This is a genomic window from Stenotrophomonas sp. WHRI 8082, assembly GCF_040223995.2.
Lineage (GTDB): Bacteria > Pseudomonadota > Gammaproteobacteria > Xanthomonadales > Xanthomonadaceae > Stenotrophomonas.
In genome coordinates this window covers 2,904,523-2,929,448 of the sequence record NZ_CP167826.1, presented here as the reverse complement: position 1 = coordinate 2,929,448, position 24,926 = coordinate 2,904,523, and the positions used below count along the sequence as shown (strand labels likewise).

Annotated in this window: 20 protein-coding genes; 4 read left to right on the top strand and 16 right to left on the bottom strand. The window is 65.4% G+C overall.

The genetic code is table 11. The annotated features are described in order from the left end of the window. Nucleotides 1-129 precede the first annotated feature (129 nt). The 5 genes from ABRP17_RS12710 to ABRP17_RS12690 are packed head-to-tail and all read right to left on the bottom strand — an operon-like array spanning nucleotide 130 to nucleotide 5,226. Nucleotides 130-2,109 (bottom strand): type IV pilus secretin PilQ family protein, encoded by a 1,980-nt coding sequence (locus ABRP17_RS12710; protein WP_349986163.1) that lies wholly within the window; start codon nucleotides 2,107-2,109, stop codon nucleotides 130-132. A 21-nt stretch (nucleotides 2,110-2,130) separates the two neighbouring features. Next, nucleotides 2,131-2,664, bottom strand: a complete 534-nt coding sequence (locus ABRP17_RS12705; protein ID WP_188326309.1) for a pilus assembly protein PilP — start codon at nucleotides 2,662-2,664, stop codon at nucleotides 2,131-2,133. After that, nucleotides 2,661-3,347 carry a type 4a pilus biogenesis protein PilO gene (locus ABRP17_RS12700; RefSeq protein WP_349986165.1) on the bottom strand — a complete coding sequence of 229 codons (687 nt, stop codon included), beginning with the start codon at nucleotides 3,345-3,347 and terminating at the stop codon, nucleotides 2,661-2,663. The genes ABRP17_RS12705 and ABRP17_RS12700 overlap by 4 nt, the downstream gene beginning before the upstream one ends. Further along, nucleotides 3,344-4,168, bottom strand: coding sequence for a PilN domain-containing protein (locus ABRP17_RS12695; protein ID WP_188326307.1), 825 nt, complete (start codon nucleotides 4,166-4,168; stop codon nucleotides 3,344-3,346). Before ABRP17_RS12695 ends, ABRP17_RS12700 begins: the two co-directional genes overlap by 4 nt. Then, nucleotides 4,168-5,226 (bottom strand): pilus assembly protein PilM, encoded by a 1,059-nt coding sequence (locus ABRP17_RS12690; protein WP_342589185.1) that lies wholly within the window; start codon nucleotides 5,224-5,226, stop codon nucleotides 4,168-4,170. The genes ABRP17_RS12695 and ABRP17_RS12690 overlap by 1 nt, the downstream gene beginning before the upstream one ends. Before the next feature lie 218 nt (nucleotides 5,227-5,444). Here ABRP17_RS12690 and ABRP17_RS12685 point away from each other — a divergent pair, with 218 nt between their 5' ends. Together ABRP17_RS12685 and ABRP17_RS12680 are read left to right on the top strand one after the other, a co-directional pair. Further along, the gene (locus tag ABRP17_RS12685; protein ID WP_188326305.1) at nucleotides 5,445-7,865 is read left to right on the top strand and encodes a penicillin-binding protein 1A; all 2,421 of its coding nucleotides are present in this window, start codon (nucleotides 5,445-5,447) and stop codon (nucleotides 7,863-7,865) included. Between the two features lie 153 nt (nucleotides 7,866-8,018). Beyond that, nucleotides 8,019-8,648 carry a hypothetical protein gene (locus ABRP17_RS12680; protein ID WP_349986167.1) on the top strand — a complete coding sequence of 210 codons (630 nt, stop codon included), beginning with the start codon at nucleotides 8,019-8,021 and terminating at the stop codon, nucleotides 8,646-8,648. Between the two features lie 10 nt (nucleotides 8,649-8,658). On the opposite strand, the gene ABRP17_RS12675 is transcribed toward ABRP17_RS12680, so the two are convergent. The 6 genes from ABRP17_RS12675 to ABRP17_RS12650 all read right to left on the bottom strand — a co-directional run bounded on the left by ABRP17_RS12675 (nucleotide 8,659) and on the right by ABRP17_RS12650 (nucleotide 16,691). Next, nucleotides 8,659-9,354, bottom strand: a complete 696-nt coding sequence (locus tag ABRP17_RS12675; protein ID WP_188326303.1) for a pilus assembly protein — start codon at nucleotides 9,352-9,354, stop codon at nucleotides 8,659-8,661. 19 nt (nucleotides 9,355-9,373) lie between these two features. Beyond that, the gene (locus ABRP17_RS12670; protein ID WP_349986169.1) at nucleotides 9,374-10,384 is read right to left on the bottom strand and encodes a CfaE/CblD family pilus tip adhesin; all 1,011 of its coding nucleotides are present in this window, start codon (nucleotides 10,382-10,384) and stop codon (nucleotides 9,374-9,376) included. Nucleotides 10,385-10,494: 110 nt separating this feature from the next. After that, nucleotides 10,495-13,218: a TcfC E-set like domain-containing protein gene (locus ABRP17_RS12665; RefSeq protein ID WP_349986171.1), complete on the bottom strand. Its 2,724-nt coding sequence runs from the start codon at nucleotides 13,216-13,218 to the stop codon at nucleotides 10,495-10,497. A gap of 50 nt (nucleotides 13,219-13,268) precedes the next feature. Beyond that, a complete protein-coding gene (locus ABRP17_RS12660; protein ID WP_372486777.1) occupies nucleotides 13,269-13,817 on the bottom strand; it encodes a CS1 type fimbrial major subunit in 549 nt (182 codons plus the stop codon). Nucleotides 13,818-14,008: 191 nt separating this feature from the next. Next, nucleotides 14,009-15,967: an asparagine synthase-related protein gene (locus tag ABRP17_RS12655; RefSeq protein WP_349986173.1), complete on the bottom strand. Its 1,959-nt coding sequence runs from the start codon at nucleotides 15,965-15,967 to the stop codon at nucleotides 14,009-14,011. A 73-nt stretch (nucleotides 15,968-16,040) separates the two neighbouring features. Beyond that, nucleotides 16,041-16,691, bottom strand: a complete 651-nt coding sequence (locus ABRP17_RS12650; RefSeq protein WP_349986174.1) for a porin family protein — start codon at nucleotides 16,689-16,691, stop codon at nucleotides 16,041-16,043. 238 nt (nucleotides 16,692-16,929) lie between these two features. Between ABRP17_RS12650 and ABRP17_RS12645 the strand changes: the two genes are divergently transcribed. Both ABRP17_RS12645 and ABRP17_RS12640 read left to right on the top strand, forming a co-directional pair. Beyond that, nucleotides 16,930-17,625 carry a response regulator gene (locus ABRP17_RS12645; RefSeq protein WP_349986175.1) on the top strand — a complete coding sequence of 232 codons (696 nt, stop codon included), beginning with the start codon at nucleotides 16,930-16,932 and terminating at the stop codon, nucleotides 17,623-17,625. After that, entirely contained in the window at nucleotides 17,622-18,953 is a 1,332-nt protein-coding gene (locus tag ABRP17_RS12640; RefSeq protein WP_349986177.1) for an ATP-binding protein, read from the top strand. Before ABRP17_RS12645 ends, ABRP17_RS12640 begins: the two co-directional genes overlap by 4 nt. Nucleotides 18,954-19,041: 88 nt before the next feature. Here the strand turns inward: ABRP17_RS12640 and ABRP17_RS12635 are convergent, their stop codons facing one another. The 5 genes from ABRP17_RS12635 to ABRP17_RS12615 form a co-directional block, all read right to left on the bottom strand. Further along, a complete protein-coding gene (locus tag ABRP17_RS12635; protein WP_197974546.1) occupies nucleotides 19,042-20,361 on the bottom strand; it encodes a citrate synthase in 1,320 nt (439 codons plus the stop codon). Between the two features lie 255 nt (nucleotides 20,362-20,616). Further along, the gene (locus ABRP17_RS12630) at nucleotides 20,617-20,859 is read right to left on the bottom strand and encodes a type B 50S ribosomal protein L31 (RefSeq protein ID WP_188326295.1); all 243 of its coding nucleotides are present in this window, start codon (nucleotides 20,857-20,859) and stop codon (nucleotides 20,617-20,619) included. Nucleotides 20,860-20,965: 106 nt separating this feature from the next. Beyond that, nucleotides 20,966-21,901 (bottom strand): nucleoside hydrolase, encoded by a 936-nt coding sequence (locus ABRP17_RS12625; RefSeq protein WP_349986179.1) that lies wholly within the window; start codon nucleotides 21,899-21,901, stop codon nucleotides 20,966-20,968. Nucleotides 21,902-22,355: 454 nt separating this feature from the next. Further along, the gene (recG, locus tag ABRP17_RS12620; protein WP_349986180.1) at nucleotides 22,356-24,467 is read right to left on the bottom strand and encodes an ATP-dependent DNA helicase RecG; all 2,112 of its coding nucleotides are present in this window, start codon (nucleotides 24,465-24,467) and stop codon (nucleotides 22,356-22,358) included. A gap of 7 nt (nucleotides 24,468-24,474) precedes the next feature. After that, nucleotides 24,475-24,861 carry a RidA family protein gene (locus ABRP17_RS12615; protein WP_042614411.1) on the bottom strand — a complete coding sequence of 129 codons (387 nt, stop codon included), beginning with the start codon at nucleotides 24,859-24,861 and terminating at the stop codon, nucleotides 24,475-24,477. Nucleotides 24,862-24,926 lie beyond the last annotated feature (65 nt).

Here is a 24,926-nt window from a genome sequence, read left to right as displayed (position 1 = left end):
ATGTGGCTGGGCTTCATGTTCATGCGAGGCATTGATCGACTGCGAGCGGCCTCGCACAGGCTGCGGGTCGGGCCCATGAAAAAGGGCCGCACAAGGCGGCCCTTCTTCATACAGCAGTGCGACGACGCGTCAGTCGGCTTTCTTGGCCACGCGCAGCACCTTCGGGGTGACGAAGACCAGCAGTTCGGCCTTGTCCTTGTTGCGGCCACGCTGCTTGAACAGGTTGCCGAGGAACGGCACGTCGCCCAGGAACGGCACCTTGCTGATGCTGCTGCGGTCGGTGAACTCGTACACACCACCGATGACCACGGTCTGGCCATCATCCACCAGCACCGCCGTGTTGACTTCGCGACGGTTGATCGACGGCACCGTGCCATAGCCTTGCAGTTCGATCAGCTGATCGACTTCGTCCTTTTTGACCACCATGTTCAGGAACACACGGTTGTCGTTGGTGATGGTCGGGGTGACCCGCAGTTCCAGCACCACTTCCTTGAACTGCACATTGGCCTGCGCAGCGCCACCGGCACCGCCACCGCTGATGGTGACGTAGCCAATTTCCTTACCCTGCTTGATCAGTGCTTCGCGCTGGTTAGTGGTCACAACCCGCGGGTTCGAGATCACTTCGCCACGTGATTCACGCTGCATGGCCGAAAGCTCTACGTCGAGCAGGTAGCCAGCATTGAGGATCGACAACGCCAGCGATCCCGGATTGCTCGTGGACGCCACCGGCAGGTTGAAAATGGGATTGTTGACGATGCTGCGCGGATTGCGCACTGGAGCCGCACCGGTTTGCCCGCCCGCGATCCACTCGTTCAGCGCACGCTGATACGCAGTAGCACTGGCGCCATCGCTGGTGATGTTCGCAGCATTGCCTTCAAGCTTTCCGCCGAAATACACATTGTCACGGCTGCCACTGACACCAAACTTCGCGCCCAGCTCGCGGGCGAAGGTGTCGGTAGCGATCACGATGCGGCTTTCGATCAGCACTTGGTCGACCGGACGATCAATCACGCCGATCAGTTCACGCATGCGCGCGACCTTCTTCGGAATGTCGCTGATCATCAGCATGTTGGTGCGTTCGTCAGCCACGATGCGGCCACGCGAGGTCAGGAAGCCGCTGTCTTCCTGCTGTGCGCCGCCGCCGCCACTGCCACCACCACCACCACCGCCGGACGAGCCGCCGATGCCACGGGCTTCGGTCAGCGCTTTGAAGATCGCCGAGGCGCTGTGGTAATTGATCTGCACGTAATCGGTGATCAGGTCCTCACGGTTCTCGATCGCGATGCGGGCGTCTTCTTTTTCCTGCTCGAACTTCGCCAGCTCCTGCTGCGGGCCGACCCAGATCACGCTGCCATCGCGACGCTTGTCCAGGCCCTTGGCCCGCAACACGATGTCCAGCGCCTGGTCCCACGGCACGTTGACCAGGCGCAAGGTCACATTGCCCTGCACGCTGTCGGATGCCACGACGTTCAGGTTGGACTCTTCAGCGATCAGCTGCAGCACCGTGCGAACCGGCACGTCCTGGAAATTGAACGTCACCGGGCGCCCGCTGTAACCGCGCTGCGCAACGGCTGCCGCCGCCTGGTTGATGCTGCTGGTCGTGACCGCACCGGTGGCCGCAAGACCCTGCTTCGGGGTGATCTCCACCACGTATTCGTTGCCGCTCTGGTAGGCCAGCGACTCGAACGCGGTGTTCGTGCTGAGCACGAGCTGCGTACCACCGCCATACGGCTTGGCGTCGATGCGCTGCACCGGCGTGGCGAAGTCGGTGACATCAAGCGGCTTCTGCAGCTGCGCGGGCAGGCTGGCATTGCCGACGTCGATGACCACGCTGTTGCCTTGGCTGCGCAGGTCCGGGTTGGCGCCTTGGCCATCGAACTGCAGGATCAGCCGGCCTGCGCCGTCAGCGCCACGCTTGAAGTCGATCTTGGCGACCGACAGCGAAGCCGGCGCGGCAACAGGCGTTGCGGCGCTGGCGGCGGGCGCGCCGTTGGGCGCAGCCGCGGTCGCGTGGCCGCAGGCCAGCATCAACGCGACTCCCAGCGCGCCGATGCGGTTCAAGGTTGGGCGCCGGATCGGACGCAGCCCCTTGGCATTGTGAAAGGTCATCGTGCTATCCCCAGTAAACGATCATTGATCTTCAAGCGAGAGCGCGGCCGGCCGTTCCAGCCACCCGCCCGCGCCATCCGGCACCAGCTCAATCAGTTCGATGCGGTCCTCGAAGACCCCGGTTACCCGGCCATCGCTCTGCCCCATGTACACGCCCGGCCGCACCCTGTAGCTGACCTTGTCCGGCGCCATCACCACCGCGACGGTGCCCGGACCGGTGCCGAGGGTGCCGACCATGTCCAGACTGTCCAGCGGGAAGGCCTCGAGCGGTTCTTTCCGACGGTTCGGGTCCGGACGCAGGCCACTGCCCCCCTGCGGGTTGGCCCAGGCATCGGTGAACGGATCCCGCATGCCCTGTGCCGAGTATTCAAACGTTTCGAACTGCTGCATCACCGGCAACGGCTCGAGGGGCGGCGCCGGACGCGCACGCACGTCGGCCACCCACTTCTCCAGGTTCGGCGCATCGCCCGGCGTGCTGCTGATGCCGCGACCGCAACCGGCCAACAGCACCAACATCATCAAGCCGATACCACGCAGCATCCAGGAACGGGTCATTGCGCACCCCCGTTGGCGGCGGCTGCCTTGTCGGCGGCCTCCTTCTCCTGCTGCTCCATCTCCGCCTCGTCGAGGTAACGATAGGTCTTGACCGTACCGGACAGCTCCAGCGCGCCGGCGCGGATCGAGGCCGGGTTGATGCCGGTCTTGGGATCCTTCGGCTTGAGGTTGATGTCGTGCATGGTCAGGATGACCACGCGCGGCAGCGAGGCCACGCCACTGACGAACGCACCGAACTGGTGGTAACTGCCCACCATGCGCAGCTTGATCGGCTTCTCGGCGTAGAATTCACGCACCTCTTCGGACTCCGGCTCGAACAGCTCGTTGACCAGGCCACTGGACAGCGCGGTCTGCGAAACGTCGATGATCAGGTCCGGCATTTCGGTCTTGCTGGGCAACTGGCGCAGCATCTGCTGCAGCACCTGCTCCATCTGACCGAGCTGCTGCTTCAGCGGCTCCAGGTTGACCGCGCGCCCCTGTTCCTTTTCGAACTCGGTACGCAGCTCGGTCTCGCGCACTTCCAGCGAGGCCAGCTCATCGCGCTTGCCGCTGATCAGGGCGAACCAGGACACGGCCATGATCACCAGCGCGATCAGCACGCAGAAGACGATTTTCGCCTGCTGCGGCCAGTTGCCGATGTCATTGAAGTCCAACTCGTTGAGGTTGATTTTCTTCTGGCTCATTGCGAGCGCTCCTGGCCGCTGGCCGGCGGTGTCTGCGGGGCGGCCGGGGTCAGGCGGCTGCCTGCAGGCGCCGGCGGTGCGGTCGATGCCGGTGCTGCAGCGGGTGCAGGGCCGGCGGCCGGAGCGGCCGGAGCGGCTGCATCAGCCGGTGCCAGCGGTGCCAATGCAGCCGGATCGACCGGCGCGGGCGCCGTCGGATCCGCCACCGAGCCATCCGGATTGAGCGTGGTTTCTTCGCTCTGTGCCGGCAGCTTCACCTTCACCACGAACACATAAGGAAGCGCGCTGATGTCGGCAAGCGCGAGGGCCTTGTTGCCCTCCTTTTCCTTCTCGGGATCACGCGCTTCGATGATCGCCAGCTCCGGATTGGTCATCCAGCCGGACGTTTCCAGGTTGCGCATGTACGCCGACACGCGGGCATTGGACTGTGTCCGCCCCTCCAGGGTCAGCACGTCGCCTTCCTGCTTCAACGCGGTCAGCACGACGCCATCGGGGATGGTACGTACCAGCGCGTCGAACAGATGGACCATCTGCGACCGCTTGGACTGCAGTTCCTCGATGACCGTCTTGCGCGCCAGCAGGCGTTCCTTCTGCGAATCAAGGCGATCGATCTCGGTGTTCTGCAGCTTCACCTTGTCGATCTCAGCCTGCAGGAAGGTATTGCGTTCTTCCTGGCCGCTGACCTGACGGTCGTAGTAGAACCACACCATCAGCGACAACAGCAGGCCGCCGATCGCGGCCATGCCCAACATTGCGTAGAACTCACGCTGGCGTTGCTTGCGCCGCTCGGCGCGCCACGGCAGCAGATTGATCCGTGCCATCAGTCGAAGCTCCTCATCGCCAGGCCGGTGGCGATCATCAGCGCCGGCGCATCCAGGGCAAGCGCATGCGCCTGCACCTTCGGGCCCAGCGTCATCTGCGCCAAGGGATTGGCCACCACGGTCGGCACGCCCAGCTGCTCTTCCACCAGGTCAGGCAGGCCGGTCAGCGCGGCACAGCCGCCGGCCAGCACGATGTGATCGACGCGATTGAACTCGCTGCCCGCGTAGAAGAACTGCAGCAGACGGCTGATCTGCTGGACAGTGGCTTCCTTGAACGGTTCCAGCACTTCCATTTCGTAGCTTTCCGGCAGCCCACCCTGACGCTTGGCCAGTCCGGCTTCCTCATAGCTCAGGCCGAAACGGCGCATGATCTCGTCCGTCAGCTGCTTGCCACCGAATACCTGCTCACGGCTGTACAGGCTGCGTCCCCCACGCAACACGTTCAGCGTGGTCATGGTGGCGCCGATATCGACCAGCGCGACCACGCCGTCACTGGATACCGGCAGCTCGCTGGCGACCAGGGCAAAGGCGTTTTCGACCGCGAAGGCCTCCACGTCCATCACCTTGGCGATCAGTCCGCCCAGTTCCAGCGCCGACTGGCGCAGTTCCACGTTCTCCGAACGCGAGGCAGCCAGCAGCACCTGGACCATCTCCGGGTTGTTCGGGATCGTCCCGAGCACCTCGAAGTCCAGGTTCACTTCTTCGATCGGGTACGGGATGTAGTTGACGGCTTCCAGTTCGATCTGGGCCTCCATCTCGCTCTCGTCCAGATCGGCCGGCATCGGGATCACCTTGGTGATCACCGCAGAGCCCGCCACGGCGGCCGCTGCGAACTTGGCCTTGCTGCCCGAACGGTTGACGGCGCGACGGATCGCCTCGCCTACCGCTTCGACTTCCACGATGTTCTTTTCCACCACCGCATTCGGCGGAAGTGGTTCCACAGCATAGTGTTCCACGCGGAAACGATTGCCGCTACGAGAGAGCTGCAACAGTTTCACTGCCGTTGAACTGATGTCGACGCCTATGAGCGGCGACTGGCTTTTTGGGATGAGCCCCACGGTTTCTCCCCTGCCGACGGGCACTTGGACGCATCAGCTGCGCCCGCGCATTAATAACGTTTTTTTTGCAAATGGCAACCACGCGCCGTGAAGTCGTCTTCACAGAACGTCACACAACGTCGCAGCTTCCCCTTGCACTCCCCAGGACCGACCCCAGCCAGCCCCTTGTGTAATCTATACTCTGCGGCCATGAATTCTGCAATCGGAATCTGTCACCGATGACACGCCTTCGCCGCTGGCTGCGCTGGATCCTGGTCGTTTCGCTGATCCTGGCGCTGATCGGGGCGGCCGCTGCTGGCGGCCTCTATTACGTTGTTTCCTCCAAGCTTCCGGACGTGCAGACCCTGCGCGACGTGGAAATGCAGGAGCCCATGTATGTGTACGCCGCCGACGGCAAGCTGATGGCCGTGTTCGGGGAGACCCGGCGCACGCCGATCACCATGAAGGACGTGCCCGAGCGCCTGAAGCAGGCGTTCCTGGCGACCGAAGATGCCCGCTTCTACGAGCATGGCGGCGTGGACTACAAGGGCATCGCGCGCGCGGTCTGGCTGTTGGCCACCACCAGCGATCGCCGCGTCCCGGGCGGCTCGACGATCACCCAGCAGGTCGCGCGGCAGTTCTTCCTGAGCTCCGAATACAGCTACACGCGCAAGCTGGCCGAGATCCTGCTGGCGCGGAAGATCGAGTCCGAGCTCAGCAAGGACGAGATTTTCGAGCTGTACCTGAACAAGAGTTTCTTCGGCAACCGGGCCTACGGCGTGGCGGCGGCAGGCCAGTTCTACTACGGCAAGTCGCTGGACCAGCTGGACCTGGACGAGATGGCGTCACTGGCCGGCATCCCGAAGTTCCCCTCGTCGGGCAACCCGCTCTCCAACCCGGAGCGCGCGCAGCAGCGCCGCGACAACTATGTGCTGCAGCGCATGGCCGACCTGCGCTTCATCACCCAGGCCGAGGCCGATGCGGCCAAGGCCGTGCCGATGCATGCCACGGCACATGAGCCGCCGGTGCAGGTCGATGCGCCTTACGTGGCCGAGCTGGTACGCCAGGAGATGATCGCCCGCTTCGGCGGAGATGTGGTCAACAAGGGCTACCACGTGACCACCACCATCAACGCCGAACTGCAGACCGCTGCCAACCTGTCGGTGCGCGATGGCCTGCTGGCTTATGACCACCGCCACGGCTGGCACGGCGTGGAAAAGCAGGTGGAGCTGGGCGCCGCTGACGATGCCGCCAGCCTGGCAGCGCATCTGTCCGGCATCAGCGCCCAGGCCGGGCTGCTGCCGGCGCTCATCACCGCAACGGCCGCCGATGGCAGTGCCACGGCGCTGCTGGCCAACCGCACCGAGGTCACCCTGCCCGCCGGTGCGGCGCGCTGGACCAACAAGACCCCCGCAAAGCTGGTGAAGCGCGGCGACATCGTGCGCGTGCGCGTGGGCGAGAAAGAAGGCCAGTGGCTGCTTGACCAGATCCCGCGCGGCCAGTCCGCACTGGTGTCGGTGGATGCCAACAGCGGGGCCCTGAAAGCTCTGGTCGGCGGCTTCAGCTTCTCCGGCAACAAGTTCAACCGTGCCACCCAGGCACGCCGCCAGCCGGGCTCCAGCTTCAAGCCCTTCATCTACGCGGCGGCCTTCGACAAGGGCTACAACCCGGCGTCGATCGTGCTCGATGCCCCGGTGGTGTTCCGCGACCGCCGCGGCAAGACCTGGTCGCCGCAGAACGACGGTGGCGGCTTCCGCGGCCCGATGCGCCTGCGCGAAGCGCTGGTGCAGTCGCGCAACCTGGTCTCGGTGCGCCTGCTGGACGGCATGGGCGTGGACTATGCCCGCAAATACATCAGCCAGTTCGGCTTTGCCGAGGCAGAGCTGCCGCCCAATCTGTCGATGTCGCTCGGTACTGCATCGTTGACCCCGCTGTCGGTTGCCCGCGGTTATGCGGTGTTCGCCAACGGCGGCTCGCGCGTGGACACCTGGCTGATCGACCGCGTCACCGACCGCGATGGCGTGGAGGTGTTCAAGGAAAACCCGGCGATGGCCTGCCGCGAGTGTGCGGGCACCAGCAACGGCCAGCCTGCCAGCCAGGTCGTGGACGGGTTCAACTTCGGCGCCCCTGCGGCACCGGTGGCAGCCGGTACCGATACAGCGCCGGCTGCCGCGGAAGCGCCGGCCCCGGTCAATCCGGACGCACGCACGGCGCCGCGCGCGATCGACGCCCGCACGGCGTACCAGTTGGTATCGATGATGCGCGACGTAGTCCAGCGCGGTACCGGCACGGCTGCGAAGGTTCTCGGTCGCGAAGACGTAGGCGGCAAGACGGGCTCGACCAACGACCATCGCGACGCCTGGTTCTCCGGCTTCGGTGGCCCGTATGCCACGACGGTGTGGGTGGGTCGCGATGACTTCCGTTCACTCGGTTACCGCGAATACGGCGGACGCGCGGCGCTGCCGATCTGGATCGAATACATGCGCACGGCATTGAAAGACACGCCCATCGCCCAGAACGAACCGCCGACGGGGATGGTCCAGGCCAGCCTCAACGGGGCGACCGAGTGGGTGAAGGTCGAAGACATGGATCGCCTGCAGGACTACGACCTGAATCTCAATGCCCCGCAGGCTGACGCCGCCGCGTTCGATATCTTCTGATGGCCTGACGTCACGCGCCGATGCGTTGCGTAGCGCCGAGTGATGCTCGGCGCGTGCCCCACGCGGTGATGGAATCCGCCGAGCGGGTGAGCGCTCTACGCGCCGGTCACGTTGCCGGTGTACGCTGGCCCCAGGTCCCACAGGGGAACAGCGATGCACCGCGCACGCCCGCATACCGCCACGCAAAGTCGCGAGCGACGTCATCGGCTCGCCCACGAAGCCGCCCGCCTGATGGCAGAGAGCGGGATCGGCGATTACCACCAGGCCAAGATGAAAGCCGCCCACCAGCTGGGCATCCACGATGATGCCAGCCTGCCGCGCAACATCGAGATCGAAGCGGCCCTGCGGGAACATCAGCGATTGTTTGCCGGCCCCGACCATGGCCGCCAGCTGCAGCTGCGTCGGCACGCTGCGCTGCGCGCGATGGAATTCCTGCAGGCGTTCTCACCGCGGCTGGTCGGGCCGGTGCTGGAGGGCACGGCCGATGGCAACAGTCCTGTGCAGCTGCAGTTGTTCGACGATGATGCCGACGCGGTGCAGCGCTTCCTTGACGACCACGGCATTCCGGCCGACGTCCGGGTGCGACGACTGCGGCTTGATCGCCACCGCAGCCTGGACGCACCGGCCTGGCTGTTCGAGGCCGAAGCGCTGACCTTCGAGTTGGTCGTGCTGCCCTACGATGCGCTGCGCCAAGCCGCGCTTTCACCACTGGATGACAAGCCGATGCGGCGTGCATCGCTGGCGCAGCTGCGTCAGTTGCTGGCAGAACCAGAAGCATCGTAGCCGCGCGACGTCAGGGCGACAGCGTCGTCAGATGCTCACGATACCCGTCGCGACTGAGCCGGTAGCGCAGCTGTACCGTGTGGCCTGCCACCCGTGGGAACGGGAGGTTCAGGTGGCTGCCCGGATACAGGCTGCGCGACACATCATGGGCAGTGCACCGCGTGTCCTGGCAGTCGGCGATGCTGGTGATGCCCAGACGCAGCGTGCCCGTGTTGCGCAGGTGGTCGGCCTGCAGCTGCACCTCGACCACGCCGTCGGCCGGCAGCACATTGACCAGCGCGCCCCATATCAGGCTCAGCCCCACCTTCGCCTGTGCTCCCTCTATCACTTCGGTCGCGCTTTCCTCGTTTCCACGCACGCCTTCGAAGTAGACGCGGTAAGCCGTCTCGTGGGTGACCGGTTGTAGTGGGATGACCCGTATCAGTCGATTGCCCCCGCCGGACAGCGCGAATTTTCCCGGCGTGATCGCAATGGCGGCCTGGTCCGGCGACACCTCTATTTCATGCTCGCCCTCGTCGGCCGGGTCGACGATCTGCCGGAGCGAAGCCTGCACATACTGAGGCTGTGCGGATTGCGAATAAACCCGGATCTGCGTGCCCCGCGTGCCGTCCACCGTGGTCCGCATCGGGTGCACGGTGAGGTTGGCATGAGCGGGCAGCGCGAGCAGCAGAAACACCGGCAGCAAGGGTCGCAGGCGGTTGTTCATTGGCGTGTACTCCGTGGCATCAGGGGGTCGACGTGGGCAGGCGCATCTCTACTCTGAGACCGCCACTGTAGTAACCAGCGCGCTTGCTGGAGGAGGGAAAAGAAGGGGTTTCCAGCGTCAGCGGGGTGGGCACGCAGAACACCGGATCGATGCTGCCAGGCAGCTTCACCAACCGCAGGCGGACACTGTCCAGACCGGTAAGCAGAAGTTCCTCACCATTGCGCAGCCGCTTACGTGCGCCGCCGTGGGTGAGCGACACGGCATAGTCCACGCGCCGGCTCTCGTCCCGCTCGCCATCCTGGTGCCAGACCGGGAACAGGTCGCCCTGCGACGTGTCGCCTTCACTGTCGCGCACGGTAATCCCAACGTACGCGCTGTGCGACCCCAGCCCGTCATACAGGCACATGTCCAGCTCAGTGTGCCCTGCAATTCTCTGTCCGCCTGGGTCGTATCGCAGGTTCAGCCCCACCTGTGGGGTGACGGAGTCGAAGGCCGGGAAATAGACGCCTGCCGCATCTCGGTCGGTGATCGTGAGATCGAACGTGAAGCGATAGCTGGCCAGGTGCGGCTGGGAAGGAGATCCCAGTTCAAGCGCCAGTGTGGCCGTCCAGCGGCCGGCCACCAAGCGCTGCAGTTGGCCCGTGCGCAGCCACAGACCGGCACCGGTGCCCACTGCGCCGATGCATGGAAAACGAACGGATGTCCACAGGGGCTGCACGACAGGGGACCAGCGGTCGGCACCGCAGGTGCCATGGGAATCGACCCGTCTCAGCTCTCCCTCCACGTCCAGCTCCACCTGCACGCCGCTGCGTTGCTCGGTGAAGCGGACCGGGATCACGCTGACCAGGCCGCTGGCGCTGTCCTGGGTGTCGGTGGTGGGGCATCGCCCGGTGCCTGCGTCTGTACTCGAACGACAGGTAAGGAACGCCCCGCCATGGCCGAGCGTGCCTGCCTCGTCATAGGCCAGCAGCGTCTTGCGCGGCCACAGCTCGATGTCTCCAGGCGAAGCGGCCCGGTCCCACCGGAGCACAACATGCTGCTCGCTGGAGGTGGGAACGGTGTCAGGAGGATGCTGCGCGTTTGCATTGGACAGGCCCGCTGAGGCGACGGCAAGCAAGAGCGCTGTCGCCGCCATGCGGTTCATCGCCTGTCCGCCAACGGATCGGTCTGCGTGGTGTTCGCGATAAGCGCCTGCTCCTGCAACAGACGGGTTACGCGCGGCTGTTGGCGTATGTCCGCTGGCAGCTGTGCCACTGCCAGGGGGGTGCACTGTACGGCGCCGACCAGCAACAGCACATTGCGCCGTTCACGCACGCGTAGCGGGCAGTTCAGCAACCGGGCGCCGTGCAGCACGTAAAGCGTGGTTTCGCGACGCGCGAACTCGATGGCGAAGCCGCCGCTGGTACTCGTACCCGGCACGGCGGCGTTGAGGATGCGGGCATCCGCAACGGGCCCGCCAGCGATATCCTGCGCGTTGCCGATGAAGGTGTAAGTGACTTCAATGGGGATCGGCAGCGGCAGCAACCGGCCCGGGGCCAGGAACAGGGGCCGCGCACCCTCGCCCCCATTCACGCGCACGCTGGCGCCGTTGTCCTGGGCGCTGACGTCCTGCACTTCAGCCTGATACGCCTGGTAGGCCGACAGAGGCAGCAGACGGCGTTCGCCCACACGCAGTCGCTGCGCCTGCATCCCCCCCACGCTCACCTCAGCCGCCAGTCCCCCCAGGTCCAGATCGTCGGTGCCGCCGACCTCGGCAGCGACGCCCGCCTGCGCACCATAGGCGCCGCCCCAGTACAGGCCGTGCGCGCCTACCGCCAGCCCGGAGCTGTGGTTCAGTGCGTACGCAGGCTCGCTGCGCCCATACCGCCGACTGTGTGAGAACGAGATACCGCTGTATCCAGACCTGTTCTGCACCCGGGCACTGAGCAGCCCGCTCACGCGTGTATCTTTGCCGCCGCGCAGCTCAGCGCTCGCCTCGCGGTAACCACCGTGGTGGTCCTGGCGCACGCTTTGACTGGTGCTGTAACTGATGTCCGGACGCTGGTGGCTGGGCTGGCGCACGTCCATGCCATGGCGTCGCTGTGCATGGAGGCGCTCACCGCGTTGCAAGCGCGTAAAGCTGACGCTGAAGTAGACGCCGCGATCGCGCCGGCCCAGCACCGTGCCGAGTGTTTGCTTGCGCCAGACACCGAAACGGCTGGACACGCCGAACGCATTCCAGCGGTGCGAGCGCCCGTAGCTGGCCTGCCAGGTGGCGTCCCGCTGGGCAGATCGACCTGCCGGCATCAGCAGCGACGGTGGCGGACCCAAGGGGGGAATGCCCAACGGATCGTCAAGGCGGCTGACAGGGTCGTTGCCGCTCTGCCACGTCTGCCGACGTGTATAGGCCAGATGGGCACTGCCTCCGGCCACGGGCACGGCCACCGACGCACTCAGCGAATCAGCGCAGCCCAGGCTGTCCAGCGTGTCCCCAACGGCATGGCAGGCCATACCTCGCATGCGCTGCCGGTGGAGGTTCCACGAAGCGCGGCGGCGGTAGGAAATCTGCTGCTGCTGCCCCCGGCTGCCATCACTGCCGCGCAGCGCAGTAAAAGAGGCACGCATCTCCTGCGCTGCCAGAGGTGTGCGCAGATCCAGGCGCAGTTCGGCATAGCGCACGCCCGCCACATCCAATGCACCCGCCGCCAATGATGCCTTGCGGCCCACCGGCAGCCGCAGCCCCACCATGGTCGCCAGCGCGCCTGCACCGCGCTCCCGCCTGCGCTCGTCCCGCTGGCCGGCCTGCAGGAACCATTGCACCCCCTGCTCGCCCCAGTCCGCCCCTTTGTCGAACGGCGCCTCTTCACTGCGTACCAGCACACCGTCCTCGTAGACGCGCAGGGTGACGGAGTACGTACCGAACGGAAATGCACGGGTGTCCAACAGGTTGATCCCGCCCGGCAGATAGAACGTCTGCAGCAGCCGGTCGCCAACGAACGCATCCACGCGTGCGTCGCGGGCCAGCAATACCGTGAGGGGGGCCGCTTGAGCCGTGGCATCGGAATCGACGTAGGCGTGGGTCGTGCCCACGCGGGCGCCCTGGAAACGATCCAGCGGCAGCATGCTGAAGCTGAATGTCCCTCCTACCGGGCTGGAGAGGTTGCGACGGTCCATGCGCCCCAGTTGAACGTAATGCCGCTGGTCAAGGTCGCGCCGGAAGAATGCGTTGTCGAACTGCAGCGCATGCACCACGCGGCCGTAGTAACGCTGGTAGCTGAGGTTCCAGTTGGTGGACACGTGGCTGCGCGAACCGATGCCGACCACGCCGTCGCCCTGTGCACTCAAGGCTTGGTAGCCGCGTCCACCACTCATGTTGACCATCTGCTGGTGCAGGAACGCGTTCTCACTCTGCTCGCTGACGCGATGGAAACGCGACGGCGCCGTTTCACTGGCGATCCATTGGCGGGCGAGGAAGAGATACACCACGCCCTCGCCTTCGTCGTAGAGCGCTGAAACCGCATCGGCCTCCAGCGGCGGATCCAGATAGCCACATCCCCTGCCCTGCCCGGCATGGCGACAGGCCAGGTGGCTGTTGCGCGACAACGGCCGGCTGAGCGCAGGGAGCAGCGCGCGTTGTGCCTCTTCGGGTAGTCCCAGCGCGGCCATCACCTCTTGCGGCGCCTCCAATCGTATGTGTTCCAGGGTGACATGCACCGGCGACAGACCTGCCGAGCGGTTGAACAATCGGATATCGAGATGCTCGGTCTGACCGTTGGCTAGATCCTCGAAACCAGGCGGCACGTTGCCGGCCATCACCATCGGGCTGGCCGACGCCAGCGCAAGCGAAACCGCCAGCCGTGCGAGAGCAGGTGCAGTGACGTTCAAGCGATTTACCTGAGGCGGCCGGCCCGGTGACCGGGCCGGACCAGGAGACATTACGGCGCAGCGACCCGTTGGGAGAGGATGACGTTGACCTGGCCCTCGTACAGGCCCGCCGCACTGATGGGATCAGGTGGGGTGCCCGGCGTTTTGAAAGTGCCATGCCCGATGTACAGAGGCATGGTGATCGATGCGCCCGGCGCGACACCATCGAACAGGTTGCGCGCCTCGAAGATTGAATCTACCTCGCGCAGCTCCGTACCATTCAACATGACGATCAGCGGCACGGGCTGTGCGCCTGGCGCAGCGACCACCGGCAGCAACTGTGGTTTGTTCGCCAGCTTGACGGCGACATCCTTACCGGTGTCGTTGGAAAACACTTTTACCGGCTCTTCCCAAGGCATCAGCAACCCCGTGCCTGGATTGAAGCTCAGCTCTGCATCGTCGTAAAGCGGGCTGCCGTCCGGCTTCAACATTGCCAGCGTGGTATCAACATTCGCCCACACGTGGATGTCCGCGCGACTGTCCCCAGACGCAGCGTGCGCCGATGCGGAAGCCGCCGCCAACACCAGCGCGAGCAGTGCCTTCCTTCCTTGAGCCTTCATCTGAACGTCTCTCCTGTGAGTGTCAATGCGCCACCGAAGCTGCAGTGGCGGCACGATCATAGTCATCAGGGAAATTTATCGATTTCAGAAAAGTTGCATGGCTCTTATATCAGAACCGTGCAGAGGAAGGCTCTGGTCGCCCCTTCCAACCCGCATCGCCAACCCAGCAGACACGCCCTACCTGCCGGGAATCAATGCGACCGCAGATGATGCTCGTACCAGGCCTGGAACATCAGCACCGTCCACAGCAGCGGATGCCATCGACGTTCGCCGGCCAGGAACGCGCTCCAGATCCGTCTCACCCGTGCCTCATCCAACAGACCGTGCGCCTGCAACGCAGGCAGAGACAGCAGCGCTTCCGCCCAGGGCCTCAGCGGACCCGCCAGCCACGTGGCGATGGGGGGGCCGAACCCCCGTTTTGGGCGATGCACAAGTTCGGTGGGCAGGTAGCGGCACAGCGCCTGTTTGAGCACCCACTTGTGTTCGCCATGACGAAATTTGAGCTCATGCGGTAGTGCCCATGCATGTTCCACTGTTTGCTGATCGAGCAGCGGCGAATACACCTGCAGCCCGGCACTGGCCGCTGCGCGCTGGGTCTTGACCAGGATGCCATTGCTCAGCTCCATGGCGAAGTCCAGGTACTGCACCTGATCGGCAGGCTGCACATTACGCAGTGTGCAGCCGGTATCGTCGTACAGCGTGCGCGGCAGCACGGCGCCCTTCACCATCGCCGCCGGGTCGCGCCAGCGCACGGTGCGCAGCAGGAAATGATGCCGCACGTCATCGCTGGCCACGTTGGCCAGCAAGGCCGCCGCGCCACCCAGCCGGGGCTGCTCGGGGTCACCACGCAGCCCGCGCCGAGCCACTGCTCGCACGCAGGCGGGCAGTGCCTGGGCCAGCCGTGCGTTGCGCACGGCACGCGCGTGCGTCCCGTGACCAAACCAGAGTTCATCGCCCCCATCACCCGTCAATACGGTCTGCCCCCGCTCCAGCTGCAGGCATGCCTCCAGCGTCGGCAGCTGCGACGCATCAGCGAAAGGCTCACACCACACCTGCGGCAGCTGCTGCACCAGATCGCGCGCACGCCGTCCATCCAGCAGGGCCGAGCTGTGGTTCACCCCCAGCACGCGCGCAACCGCATCGGCCCAACGGCGCTCATCGTGTCCTGCGTCATCGAATCCGATGCACACCGTGGTAACCGGCGTGTGGCTCTGCGCCTGCAGGATCGCAGCCACCATCGAAGAATCCACGCCCCCGGACAGGAACGCGGCGCAGCCGGTAACTCCGCCAATGCGTGCCACCGACGCATGGATCCGACGATCCAGTGCATCGACTGCATGGGCTGGATCGATCACGTCGCGACGCGCTGCCGAGGCCTCGTAGACCTGCCCGGCATTCCAGTAGGCACGCTGGTCCACGCCGTGCAGGTGGCCGCGTGCGCCCAGCCGAATGCGGGTTGCGTCCAATTGCAGCATGCAACCGGCACGAAGCTGGAGCACCCCGGCGAACATGCAGTGGGGCGCAGGCACGTAGCCATGCCGGAGATACAGCGCAAGCACGTTGCGGTCCACCCGGCGCTCGAACGCGGGATGGCGGGACAACATCCCTGGCTGGCTTGCGAACAGCAGCATTCCATTGGTCAACGCGTAGTACAGCTGGCGCTGGCCTGCGCGATCGCGGAGCAGGGTCACGTGGTGCCGCTCGCGGTCATACACGGCCATCGCGAATGCCCCCTCCAGCTCGTTCACGGCACGCTGTACGCCCCGCGCATCAAGGACGTTCAGCCATGCGTCCCACACGTCCATGCAGCCTTGCTGCGCCTCCTCCCTGTTGCCTCCGCTCGCTGGCGCGCAGGAACTGACCAGCACGCCATCCAGGACGCTTACGTAGCGGCCGGACGGTGAGATTCGTAATCCACGGGCGCCCGCACACACCTGCCCGGACAGGGCAATGCCGCGCAACGTATCCTCCCAGCATCCTGCGCCATCAGACGACGCCGCATCGTGGTCGTTGCTCCGGTGGTGTGCCGCCATGCGCGCCACCTGCGCGTGCAGCGGCACCGAGCGCTCATCCAGTACCCAAGCGCCGGCAATAGCGGCGCCCATCGAAGGTTGAAGCACCGGGCCTGCTTGTGTGTGCGTGGGCATCATGATCCATTCCGTGCGGGCCGTACCGGCAGGTGCCGAAAAAGCGGGGCCACGCCATCGGCGCAGCCCGGCAGGCTCAGAAGTTGTGGCCGTAGGAAACCATCACACCCGAGGAGACCAGCTTGTTGCGGCCCAGTGCCTTGGCCACAGCGTCGTTGCCTTTACCCCGAAGCGTGGTCCACTCAGTGCGCACGAAGCTGTTCTCACCCACATGGAAGTTGGCACCGGCACCGAACTGCGTGGCCATGCCGCTGCTGCGCGCCTTGCTGATGGCGCTACCGGCCGTCGGGGTAAAACTGGTGTTCATGCGGCCCACGCCAGCACGACCAAACAATTCCACGCGCTCGCCCACCGGCATGATCACCAGGCCGGAAACGGTGTAGGCGCGGCTGTTGAGCGACCCGACGTCCCCGTTCGACTTGGCGTCCTTGCCGCCATCGCGGGAGGACTTTTTCTTGCTGTTGCCGACCTGACCGTGGACATTGGTCTCAACTGCAAGGTGGTCATTCAAGCGGTAGCCACCACCGACGGTGTAGTTGAACCTTCCGTTACCCACTTTCTGCTTGCCTTGATTGAGATCGACCTTCTTGCCATGCACCTCGGTCTTGGTCTTGCCCAGGCCAACCACGGCGTAGCTGCCGGAACGGTCCTGCACATCCGCCCACGCGGCGGCGGGCGCCAGTGAAAGTGCAACGACAGTGGCGATCGGGGAGAGAATCTTCTTCATCTGCGACTCCTGGTTGATGCGTTGGTTGGAGCCGTCATGATGGAGACACAGCCTCGCGGTTTCCTCAGCGCGACTGTGGTGGTTGTGTACGCAACTGCGACCGTGTGTGACCGCATGCAACCGGCAGGAAAATGGCACCTGAACCATCGGTGCGGCGGCAGGCGCCGTGTCGCTATTACCCATGCCATATCGTCAGAGAGCTCCGCAGCATGGGGCTTTGATGATGACGAGCATTCCGATGTCACGCTTGCTTCTGGTTGAAGATGACGACCGCCTCGCCGCGCTTGTAACGCGCTATCTGATGGGCCATGGATTCGATATACGACGCGTGGACTGCGGTGAGCAGGCCATCGCAAGCATCCAGTGCGCGCCGCCGGATGTGGTGCTTCTCGACCTGGGCCTTCCGGACATGGATGGGCTGGATGTATGCCGCCGCGTGAGGGCGAATTACAACGGCGTGCTGTGCATCTTCAGCGCGCAGGCCGATGACATCCAGCAGGTGCTGGGGCTGGAACTTGGTGCCGATGACTACATCGCCAAGCCGATCGAGCCTCGCGTGCTGTTGGCGCGCCTGCGTGCCCATCTGCGTCGGCAGACACCGATGCCGGCAGCACAGGACGGCGTTGCGCTGGTGTTTGGGCAGCTGCGTATCGAGCCGGATAGCCGCGATGTGCATCTGAGTGGTGAGCCGGTGGGTCTGACCACGGCCGACTTCGATCTGCTGGTGCTGCTTGCCCGCAACCCCGGCCGGATCATCGATCGCGAGACGTTGTTCCAGGGACTGCGCGGCATTGGCTTCGACGGCATGGACCGCTCGATGGATGCGCGCATCTCGCGCTTGCGCCGCCGTCTTGGTGATACCGAACCCGACCCGACCCGCATCAAGACCGTACGCGGCCAAGGCTATCTGTTCAGCCCGGCGGCATGGGAATGACCCCGCCCACGCGCCTGCGCGGGCCCTTGTCCCTCTACATCCGATACTGCGCCGCCTTCGTGACTGCACAATTGGTCCTGCTGTTCACCGGCACGATGATGTGGGAGCGTTGGAGCGATGACACGCATGACCAGTCGATGCGTTACGAGGTAGAGGGGACCCACGCCCTGATTGCCCAGCGGCTGTTGAGCCACGATGCGGGCGACCGGATGAAAGAGATGGACGCCTTGCAGGCGGTATTCGGCTACCCCATCTACCTGCGGCCACTGGAACAGGTGCAGGCACTTGTCCCTGAGGGCGAGCGGAACGCGCTGTCGCAGGGCGAAATCATCATGACCTCGCATGGGGCCTACAGCAACCAGCGCTTGGGCACTACCGACCAGGCCGTCACCCTGGTCCGCTTCGTCGACACGCTGCCGGACCTGTCCGAGCTGCACGCCAGCGAGGTGCTCTACCTGATGGGCCTGTTGTCCACCGTGGTGGCCGCCATCGCTCTGCCCTTGTACTTCCTGATCCACCGACTATGGCATGACGTGCATGTGCTGCACGACACCGTCCACCACCTGCGGGCCAACGCGTTCGACCACCCGATACCTGCGCTGCGCACCCACCTGCTTCGTCCGCTGGGGCGGGCCCTGCAGGATATGGCGCAGCAGATGCGCACGCTGCTGGACGGGCAGCGTTTGATGGGACAGGCCATGGCACATGAGCTGCGCACGCCGATCACACGCCTTCGTTTCACCGCCAGCCTGGTGGAAGAGGCATCTGCAACGGCCGACAGTGGCGCGCACGATCTGCTGCGCGAGATGCAGGCCGACCTGCAATGGCTGGAAGACCTGACGTCGGCGGGGGTGGAATATGTCCGCTTTGGCCGGATGCCGCTGGTGGAGCTGAACTGGGTGGACATGCCCGGCCTGCTGCACTCGGCCGCCGCCAACTTCATGAACCAGAAGGGGCCGCGCCTGCGATGGGCATGCGCGCCCGGCACCGGTGTACATGCCAATGCCGTCGCGCTGGAACTGGCTGTGCGCAACCTGCTGGGCAACGCAGTGCGTCACGCACGGACCGAGGTCAGGGTCAGCGTGGAGATGCGCCGGGATGGGCTGCACCTGCGGGTGGAAGATGACGGCCCGGGCATTCCGCCCGCACATCGCCAGGACGTGTTCACGCCCTATGTCCGCCTGAGCGAAACGGCAGGTGGATTCGGGCTCGGCCTGGCGATGGTGCGCACCATCGCCGAGCGCCACGGCGGTCGCGTCGATATCCACGACTCGGCCTTGGGCGGCGCCTGCCTGACGCTTTTCCTACCCCGTCACGACCGACGATGAGGCGGCCACCTGCCTGTCACCCACCGTGCGCCAGAAAAAAAGAAGCCCCGCAGTGCGGGGCGTTCTTCACTACGAGGTAGCTGGACGATCAGCCCTGGTAGTCGCGCACGTCGCTACCGGTGTAGACCTGGCGCGGACGACCGATCTTCATTTCCGGATCTACCTGCTGCTCCAGCCAATGCGCGACCCAGCCGGAGGTACGGCCCAGCGCGAACATGACGGTGAACATCTCGGTCGGAATCTGCAGCGCCTTGTAGATGATGCCGCTGTAGAAATCGACGTTCGGGTACAGCTTGCGGGCAACGAAGTACTCGTCCTGCAGCGCAGCCTGTTCCAGCTTCACCGCCACGTCGAGCAGCGGATCCTGCACGCCCAGCTGCTTCAGCACCTTGCCGGTCATCTCGCCGATGACCTTGGCGCGCGGGTCGAAGTTCTTGTACACGCGGTGGCCGAAGCCCATCAGGCGGAAGCCGGAGGTCTTGTCCTTGGCCTTGAGCACGGCGGACTCGACGTTGTCGGCCGAACCGATCTCTTCCAGCATCTTCAGCACGGCTTCGTTGGCACCGCCGTGGGCCGGACCCCACAGCGCGGTGACGCCCGCGGCGACCGACGCGTACGGGTTGGCACCGGTCGAACCGACCAGGCGAACCGTCGACGTCGACGCGTTCTGTTCGTGGTCGGCATGCAGGATGAACAGCAGGTCCAGCGCCTTGACGACGTCCTGGTTCAGGTCGTAGCTGCCGTCGGCGGCTTCGAAGGTCTGCTTCAGGAAGCGGCTGACGTAATCCAGCGAGGTATCCGGCGTGTTCGCCGGCAGGCCCTTGCCATGGCGGTAGATCAGGGCCGACAGGGTCGGCACCTTGGCGATCAGGCGCACAGCGGCCTGGCGGCGCTGTTCGGCGTCGGCCAGGTCCAGCGACGCGTGGTAGATACCCGACAGCTGCGCGATGGCGGCGGTCAGGATCGCCATCGGATGGGCATCCTTGGCGAAGCTGCCGATCAGCGTGTTGATCGACGCGTCGACGGTGGCTTCAGCAGCCAGTTCTTCGTTGAATGCCTTCAACTGGGCGGCGTCGGGACGCTCGCCGTTGATCAGCAGGTAGGCAACTTCAACGTAGCTCGACTTTTCCGAGAGCTGCTCGATCGGATAGCCGCGATACAGCAGAACGCCCTTGTCGCCATCGATGTACGTGATGGCCGACTTGCAGCTTGCGGTGGCAGTGAAGCCGGAATCGTAGGTGAAATACCCCGTTTCCTTGGTCAGCTTCGAAATGTCGACGCAGTCGTTGCCGAGAGTGGGTTTGATGACCGGCAGAACGACCGACTTATCGCCGGCGTTGAGCGTGACCTGATCAAGATCGGACACTGTGTGCGCTCCTTCAAGGGGAAGGCGCCTGCCCAAGCGCATTGGTCAGGCACGTGAATGACGTCCACGACCTCTGCCGCGGATCGCGCCATTATCGCACAGCAGCATTTTCACGGGGTTAGACGGAAGTCGTAGATGAGGTGATCGTCGCGGCGTAGCCCCTGCCTACGGGCAAATCACCGCATCACGGCTGTACGGACGCAGCGTTCCAGCACCATACGGTGAGGCGGGCCATACGCCGGAAAGCAAACGGCCGCGCAATGCGCGGCCGCTGGCCCAAGCATGGAACTCGACGTATCAGCGCGCGTAACGCTTCTGGAACTTGTCGATACGGCCGGAGGTGTCGATCACCTTGTGCTTGCCCGTGTAGAACGGATGCGAAGCAGAAGAGATTTCGACCTTCACGAGCGGGTACTCGTTGCCGTCTTCCCACTTGGTGGTTTCCTTGGCGCCCATGGTGGAGCGGGTCAGGATCTTGAAATCGGAGGTGACGTCATGAAAGACGACGTCGCGGTACTCGGGATGGATATCGGCCTTCATGGGCTCACACCGTAAATATGGGTAAGGGAAACGCAAGAGCGGCATTATAAGCCCCGCCGCTCCTGGGGGCAACCTGCCTGGTGGCAGGGCGCCACAGGCAGCCCGGTCAGGCTCCGAGCGCGTGGCGCACCAACGCTTCGAAGCGGTTCTGGTCGTACGCCATCAGCAGGTCGCAGTTGTCCGGCTGGCCCGTCTGGCGGTTCCAGTCGACGATCGTGGCACCGCGGCTGAACACGCCGTTCAGTTCGATGTTCACCGGACGCGACTCGACCCGCTGTTCGCCCTCCGGGTTGAGCGCCCACGCCATCGCCAACGCGTCGGCGGTGAACCAGCGATCGCCCTTGCTGTCCTCCGACAGCGCGCGGGTCTTGCGGGAGATCAACTCGTAGAAGCGCGCACGGTCCGAGTCCGCGGCCAGCCAGGTTTCTGCCTGCGGCAGCGGCAGGCCGTGGGCCACGGTCGCTTCCCAATCCGACACCAGCAGGTGCGGGAAGGCGGCAAACACCACGTGCGCCGCCTCTGGATCAAAGGCGATGTTGAACTCGGCGGCCGGGGTGATGTTGCCTTGGCAGGTCACTGCCCCGCCCATCACCACGATGCGCTTGATGCGGGTCGGCAGCGTCGGGTCCAGCTTCAGCGCCAGCGCCAGGTTGGTCAGCGGCCCCAGCATGACCAGCATCAGCTCGCCCTGGTGGTGGTGCGAAAGACGCAGGATGGCCAATGCGGCGTGCTCGGCTTCGGCCGTGCGGACCGGGGGTGGCAGGTCGACGTCACCGTAGCCATCCCGCCCGTGGACATGGGCGGCATCCACCGAAGGATGCAGCAGCGGATCCGGACTGCCGGCGAAGACCGGCACATCATCCCGGCCAACGACTTCACACAGCTTGAGGGCGTTGCGGACGGTGTAGTCCAAGCCGACGTTGCCGGCAGCGATGGTCAGTGCAACCACCTCGTGGCGCTCATCGGCGAACGCGATCAGCAGGGCCAGGGCGTCATCCACACCGGGGTCGGTGTCGATCAACAGCGGGATCTTGTGGGTCATCGGTGCCGTCTTCTGAGCGGCAACGGAGTGTCGCACCCGATCACCTGCAAATACAACCGCAGCGTCGGGTGACGCGGTTTCGGGGGGGCCGGGCGAGCGGCTGCCGCATTCCGGTGGCGCCGACCCATGGTCGGCGAGCGCGCAGCGCGTCCGGCATCCGGCATCCGGCATCCGCCGAGCGTGGCTCGGCGCTACCAGATCACGCGGATGCTACCGGCCATCGCATCGCCTGATGCGAGCCGCGCTTCGCGCTCGCCGAGCACGGCTCGGCGCTACCACCTTTCTGCTTTCTTCCTTGCTGGACGCGCGCGCAGAGTGTCAGGGCCGGGCGGGAGGGGCTTGCAGGGGCGTTGAGCGCCATGGATGGCGCGAAACGAGGCCCGCAGGAAGCGGCTGTTGCCGTCCCCTGCAATCCCCTCCCGCCCGGCCCCTCCCCTGGCTCGCACGCACCGGATCACGCGGAGGCGTAGCGCACGGCGGTGCCGATCCAGCGGTCCACCACTCGGTCGGCCAAGCCGGGCTGCTCCTGCAGCAGCCGTTCGGCCAGTTCGTGCACGACCGGCAGCAACCCGGCATCGCGCGCCAGGTCGGCGATACGGAACCCCGCCAGTCCGGTCTGCCGCGTTCCCAGCAGCTCCCCGGGTCCGCGCAGCTCCAGATCCTTCTCGGCGATCACGAAGCCATCGTTGGTCTCGCGCATGGTCTGCAGGCGCTCACGCGCCATGGCGGACAACGGCATCTGGTACAGCAGCATGCAGCGCGATACGGCAGAGCCCCGGCCCACCCGGCCACGCAGCTGATGCAACTGCGCCAGACCAAGACGCTCGGCATTTTCGATCACCATCAACGACGCGTTGGGCACGTCCACCCCTACCTCGATCACGGTGGTCGCCACCAACAGGTCGATCTCACCCGCCTTGAACGCCACCATCGTGGCCAGCTTCTCCGCCGGCTTCAGCCGCCCGTGCACCAGTCCCACGCGTACGCCCGGCAGCAGCGCCTGCAGCGATTCGAACGTGGCCTGCGCCGGCGTGGCGTCCAGCTCTTCGCTTTCTTCGATCAGCGTGCACACCCAATACACCTGGCGCCCTTCACTGCAGGCCAGCGCGATGCGCTCGATCAGCTCCGGACGGCGGTCTGCGTTGAGCGCCACGGTCTGCACCGGCGTGCGCCCGGGGGGCAGTTCGTCGATGGCCGACACATCCAGATCGGCGTACTCGGACATCGCCAGGGTGCGCGGAATCGGCGTGGCCGTCATCACCAGCTGATGCGGCACGCTTTTGCCGCCCGCCCCCTTGTCACGCAGCGCCAGCCGTTGATGCACGCCGAAGCGGTGCTGCTCATCGACAATGGCCAGTGCCAGGTCCTGGAACACCACAGCGTCCTGCATCAACGCATGTGTTCCCACCACCACCTGTGCCTGCCCGTTGGCCACCTGCTCCAGCACCTTCGCACGCGCCTTGCCGGTCACTTTGCCGGCCAGCCAGGCGACCTGCACGCCCAGCGGCTCCAGCCAACCACGCAGGTTGTTGAGATGCTGCTCGGCCAGCAGTTCGGTCGGCGCAGCCAGCGCCACCTGCTTGCCCTGCTCTACCGCCAGCATCGCGGCCAGCGCCGCCACTACGGTCTTGCCCGACCCCACATCGCCCTGCACCAGTCGCAGCATGGGGCTGGGCCGCGCCAGGTCCTCACGGATCTGGGTGAAAACCCGCTGTTGTGCGCCGGTAAGGGCGAACGGCAGCTGCTTCAACAGCGCCTTGGCCAACCGGCCGGGGCCGGCCAGCGGGGGGGCGTGATGCGCCTGCAGTGCGATGCGCTGGCGGCGCAGGCTGAGGTGGTGCGCCAGCAGCTCTTCCATCGCCAGCCGCCGCTGCGCCGGGTGGATGCCGCTGGCGAGCGCGGACAGATCCGCATCCTGCGGTGGACGATGCACGGTCAGCAGTGCACTGCGCAGTGACGGCAACCCCAGCCCCTCCAACCACCCAAGGGGCAGCAGTTCCAGCGTGGACTCTTCGGGCAGGCGATCGAGCGCCTGGCTGATCAGCTTGCGCATCGTCGCCGGCCCGACCCCTTCCACCGTGGGATACACCGGATCCAGCCGGTCACCCAGCGCCGGATCTTCGTTGCGGCCCAACACCTGGTAGCTGGGATGCACGATCTCCAGCCCCACCTGACCCGGCTTGGGCGTACCAAAGCAGCGCAGCCGGTTGCCGACCGCGAACTGCGCGACCTGCTGCTGGCGGAAATGAAAAAAGCGCAGCACCAATGTGCCGCGCCCTTCGTCTTCGATGGCGACCTTCAGCATCGGCCGATAGCGCATGCCCCGCTCCACCGCAGCGACCCGGCCTTCTACCTGGGCCGGCACACCGGCACGCAGGTCTTCGATCAGGGTCAGCCGGGTACGGTCCTCGTAGCGCAGCGGCAAGTGCAGCCACAGGTCCTGCAGCGTGCCCAGTCCGCGCGCCTGCAGCTTGCCGGCCACGGCTGGACCGACACCGGCGAGGATCGCCAGCGAAGCCTCACCGGCGGGCGCCAGTGCCGGGGTGGCGACGGCCTTGCGTGCCACGCCGGTTTCAGCCGATGACCATCACCGCATCGACTTCGAAGTTGGCGCCCTTCGGCAGTCCGGACACTTCGATGGTCGAACGCGCCGGGAACGGCGCCTTGAAATAGTCCTGCATCACGGCATTGACCTTGGCGAACTCGGCCAGGTCGGTCAGGTACAGACCCAGGCGGACGATCTGGTCCAGCGAGCCACCGGCCTCTTCGGCGACGGCCTTGAGGTTGTCGAATGCGCGACGCGCCTGCGCTTCCACATCACCCACGCCGACGATGTCGCCGGTGGCGGGATCCAGCGGGATCTGGCCGGAGAAGTACACGGTGTTGCCTGCGCGCACGGCCTGCGAGTAAGGACCGATGGCGGCCGGGGCCTTTTCAGTGTTGATGATCTGGCGGGTCATGCGAGTACTCCGGTAACAGGAAAAACAGAGCGCTCATTGTACCGGGCACGGCTCGGATATCGATG

What these genes read in the sequence shown, in the direction of transcription:
- ABRP17_RS12650 (WP_349986174.1), bottom strand. Translation starts at nt 16,691, where the DNA reads ATGAAGAAGATTCTCTCCCCGATCGCCACTGTCGTTGCACTTTCACTG.
- ABRP17_RS12660 (WP_372486777.1), bottom strand. Translation starts at nt 13,817, where the DNA reads ATGAAGGCTCAAGGAAGGAAGGCACTGCTCGCGCTGGTGTTGGCGGCG.
- ABRP17_RS12675 (WP_188326303.1), bottom strand. Translation starts at nt 9,354, where the DNA reads ATGAACAACCGCCTGCGACCCTTGCTGCCGGTGTTTCTGCTGCTCGCG.
- ABRP17_RS12625 (WP_349986179.1), bottom strand. Translation starts at nt 21,901, where the DNA reads ATGACCCACAAGATCCCGCTGTTGATCGACACCGACCCCGGTGTGGAT.
- ABRP17_RS12705 (WP_188326309.1), bottom strand. Translation starts at nt 2,664, where the DNA reads ATGACCCGTTCCTGGATGCTGCGTGGTATCGGCTTGATGATGTTGGTG.
- ABRP17_RS12700 (WP_349986165.1), bottom strand. Translation starts at nt 3,347, where the DNA reads ATGAGCCAGAAGAAAATCAACCTCAACGAGTTGGACTTCAATGACATC.
- ABRP17_RS12615 (WP_042614411.1), bottom strand. Translation starts at nt 24,861, where the DNA reads ATGACCCGCCAGATCATCAACACTGAAAAGGCCCCGGCCGCCATCGGT.
- ABRP17_RS12635 (WP_197974546.1), bottom strand. Translation starts at nt 20,361, where the DNA reads ATGCGCTTGGGCAGGCGCCTTCCCCTTGAAGGAGCGCACACAGTGTCC.
- ABRP17_RS12710 (WP_349986163.1), bottom strand. Translation starts at nt 2,109, where the DNA reads ATGACCTTTCACAATGCCAAGGGGCTGCGTCCGATCCGGCGCCCAACC.
- ABRP17_RS12640 (WP_349986177.1), top strand. Translation starts at nt 17,622, where the DNA reads ATGACCCCGCCCACGCGCCTGCGCGGGCCCTTGTCCCTCTACATCCGA.
- ABRP17_RS12655 (WP_349986173.1), bottom strand. Translation starts at nt 15,967, where the DNA reads ATGATGCCCACGCACACACAAGCAGGCCCGGTGCTTCAACCTTCGATG.
- ABRP17_RS12680 (WP_349986167.1), top strand. Translation starts at nt 8,019, where the DNA reads ATGCACCGCGCACGCCCGCATACCGCCACGCAAAGTCGCGAGCGACGT.
- ABRP17_RS12645 (WP_349986175.1), top strand. Translation starts at nt 16,930, where the DNA reads ATGTCACGCTTGCTTCTGGTTGAAGATGACGACCGCCTCGCCGCGCTT.
- ABRP17_RS12685 (WP_188326305.1), top strand. Translation starts at nt 5,445, where the DNA reads ATGACACGCCTTCGCCGCTGGCTGCGCTGGATCCTGGTCGTTTCGCTG.
- ABRP17_RS12695 (WP_188326307.1), bottom strand. Translation starts at nt 4,168, where the DNA reads ATGGCACGGATCAATCTGCTGCCGTGGCGCGCCGAGCGGCGCAAGCAA.
- ABRP17_RS12630 (WP_188326295.1), bottom strand. Translation starts at nt 20,859, where the DNA reads ATGAAGGCCGATATCCATCCCGAGTACCGCGACGTCGTCTTTCATGAC.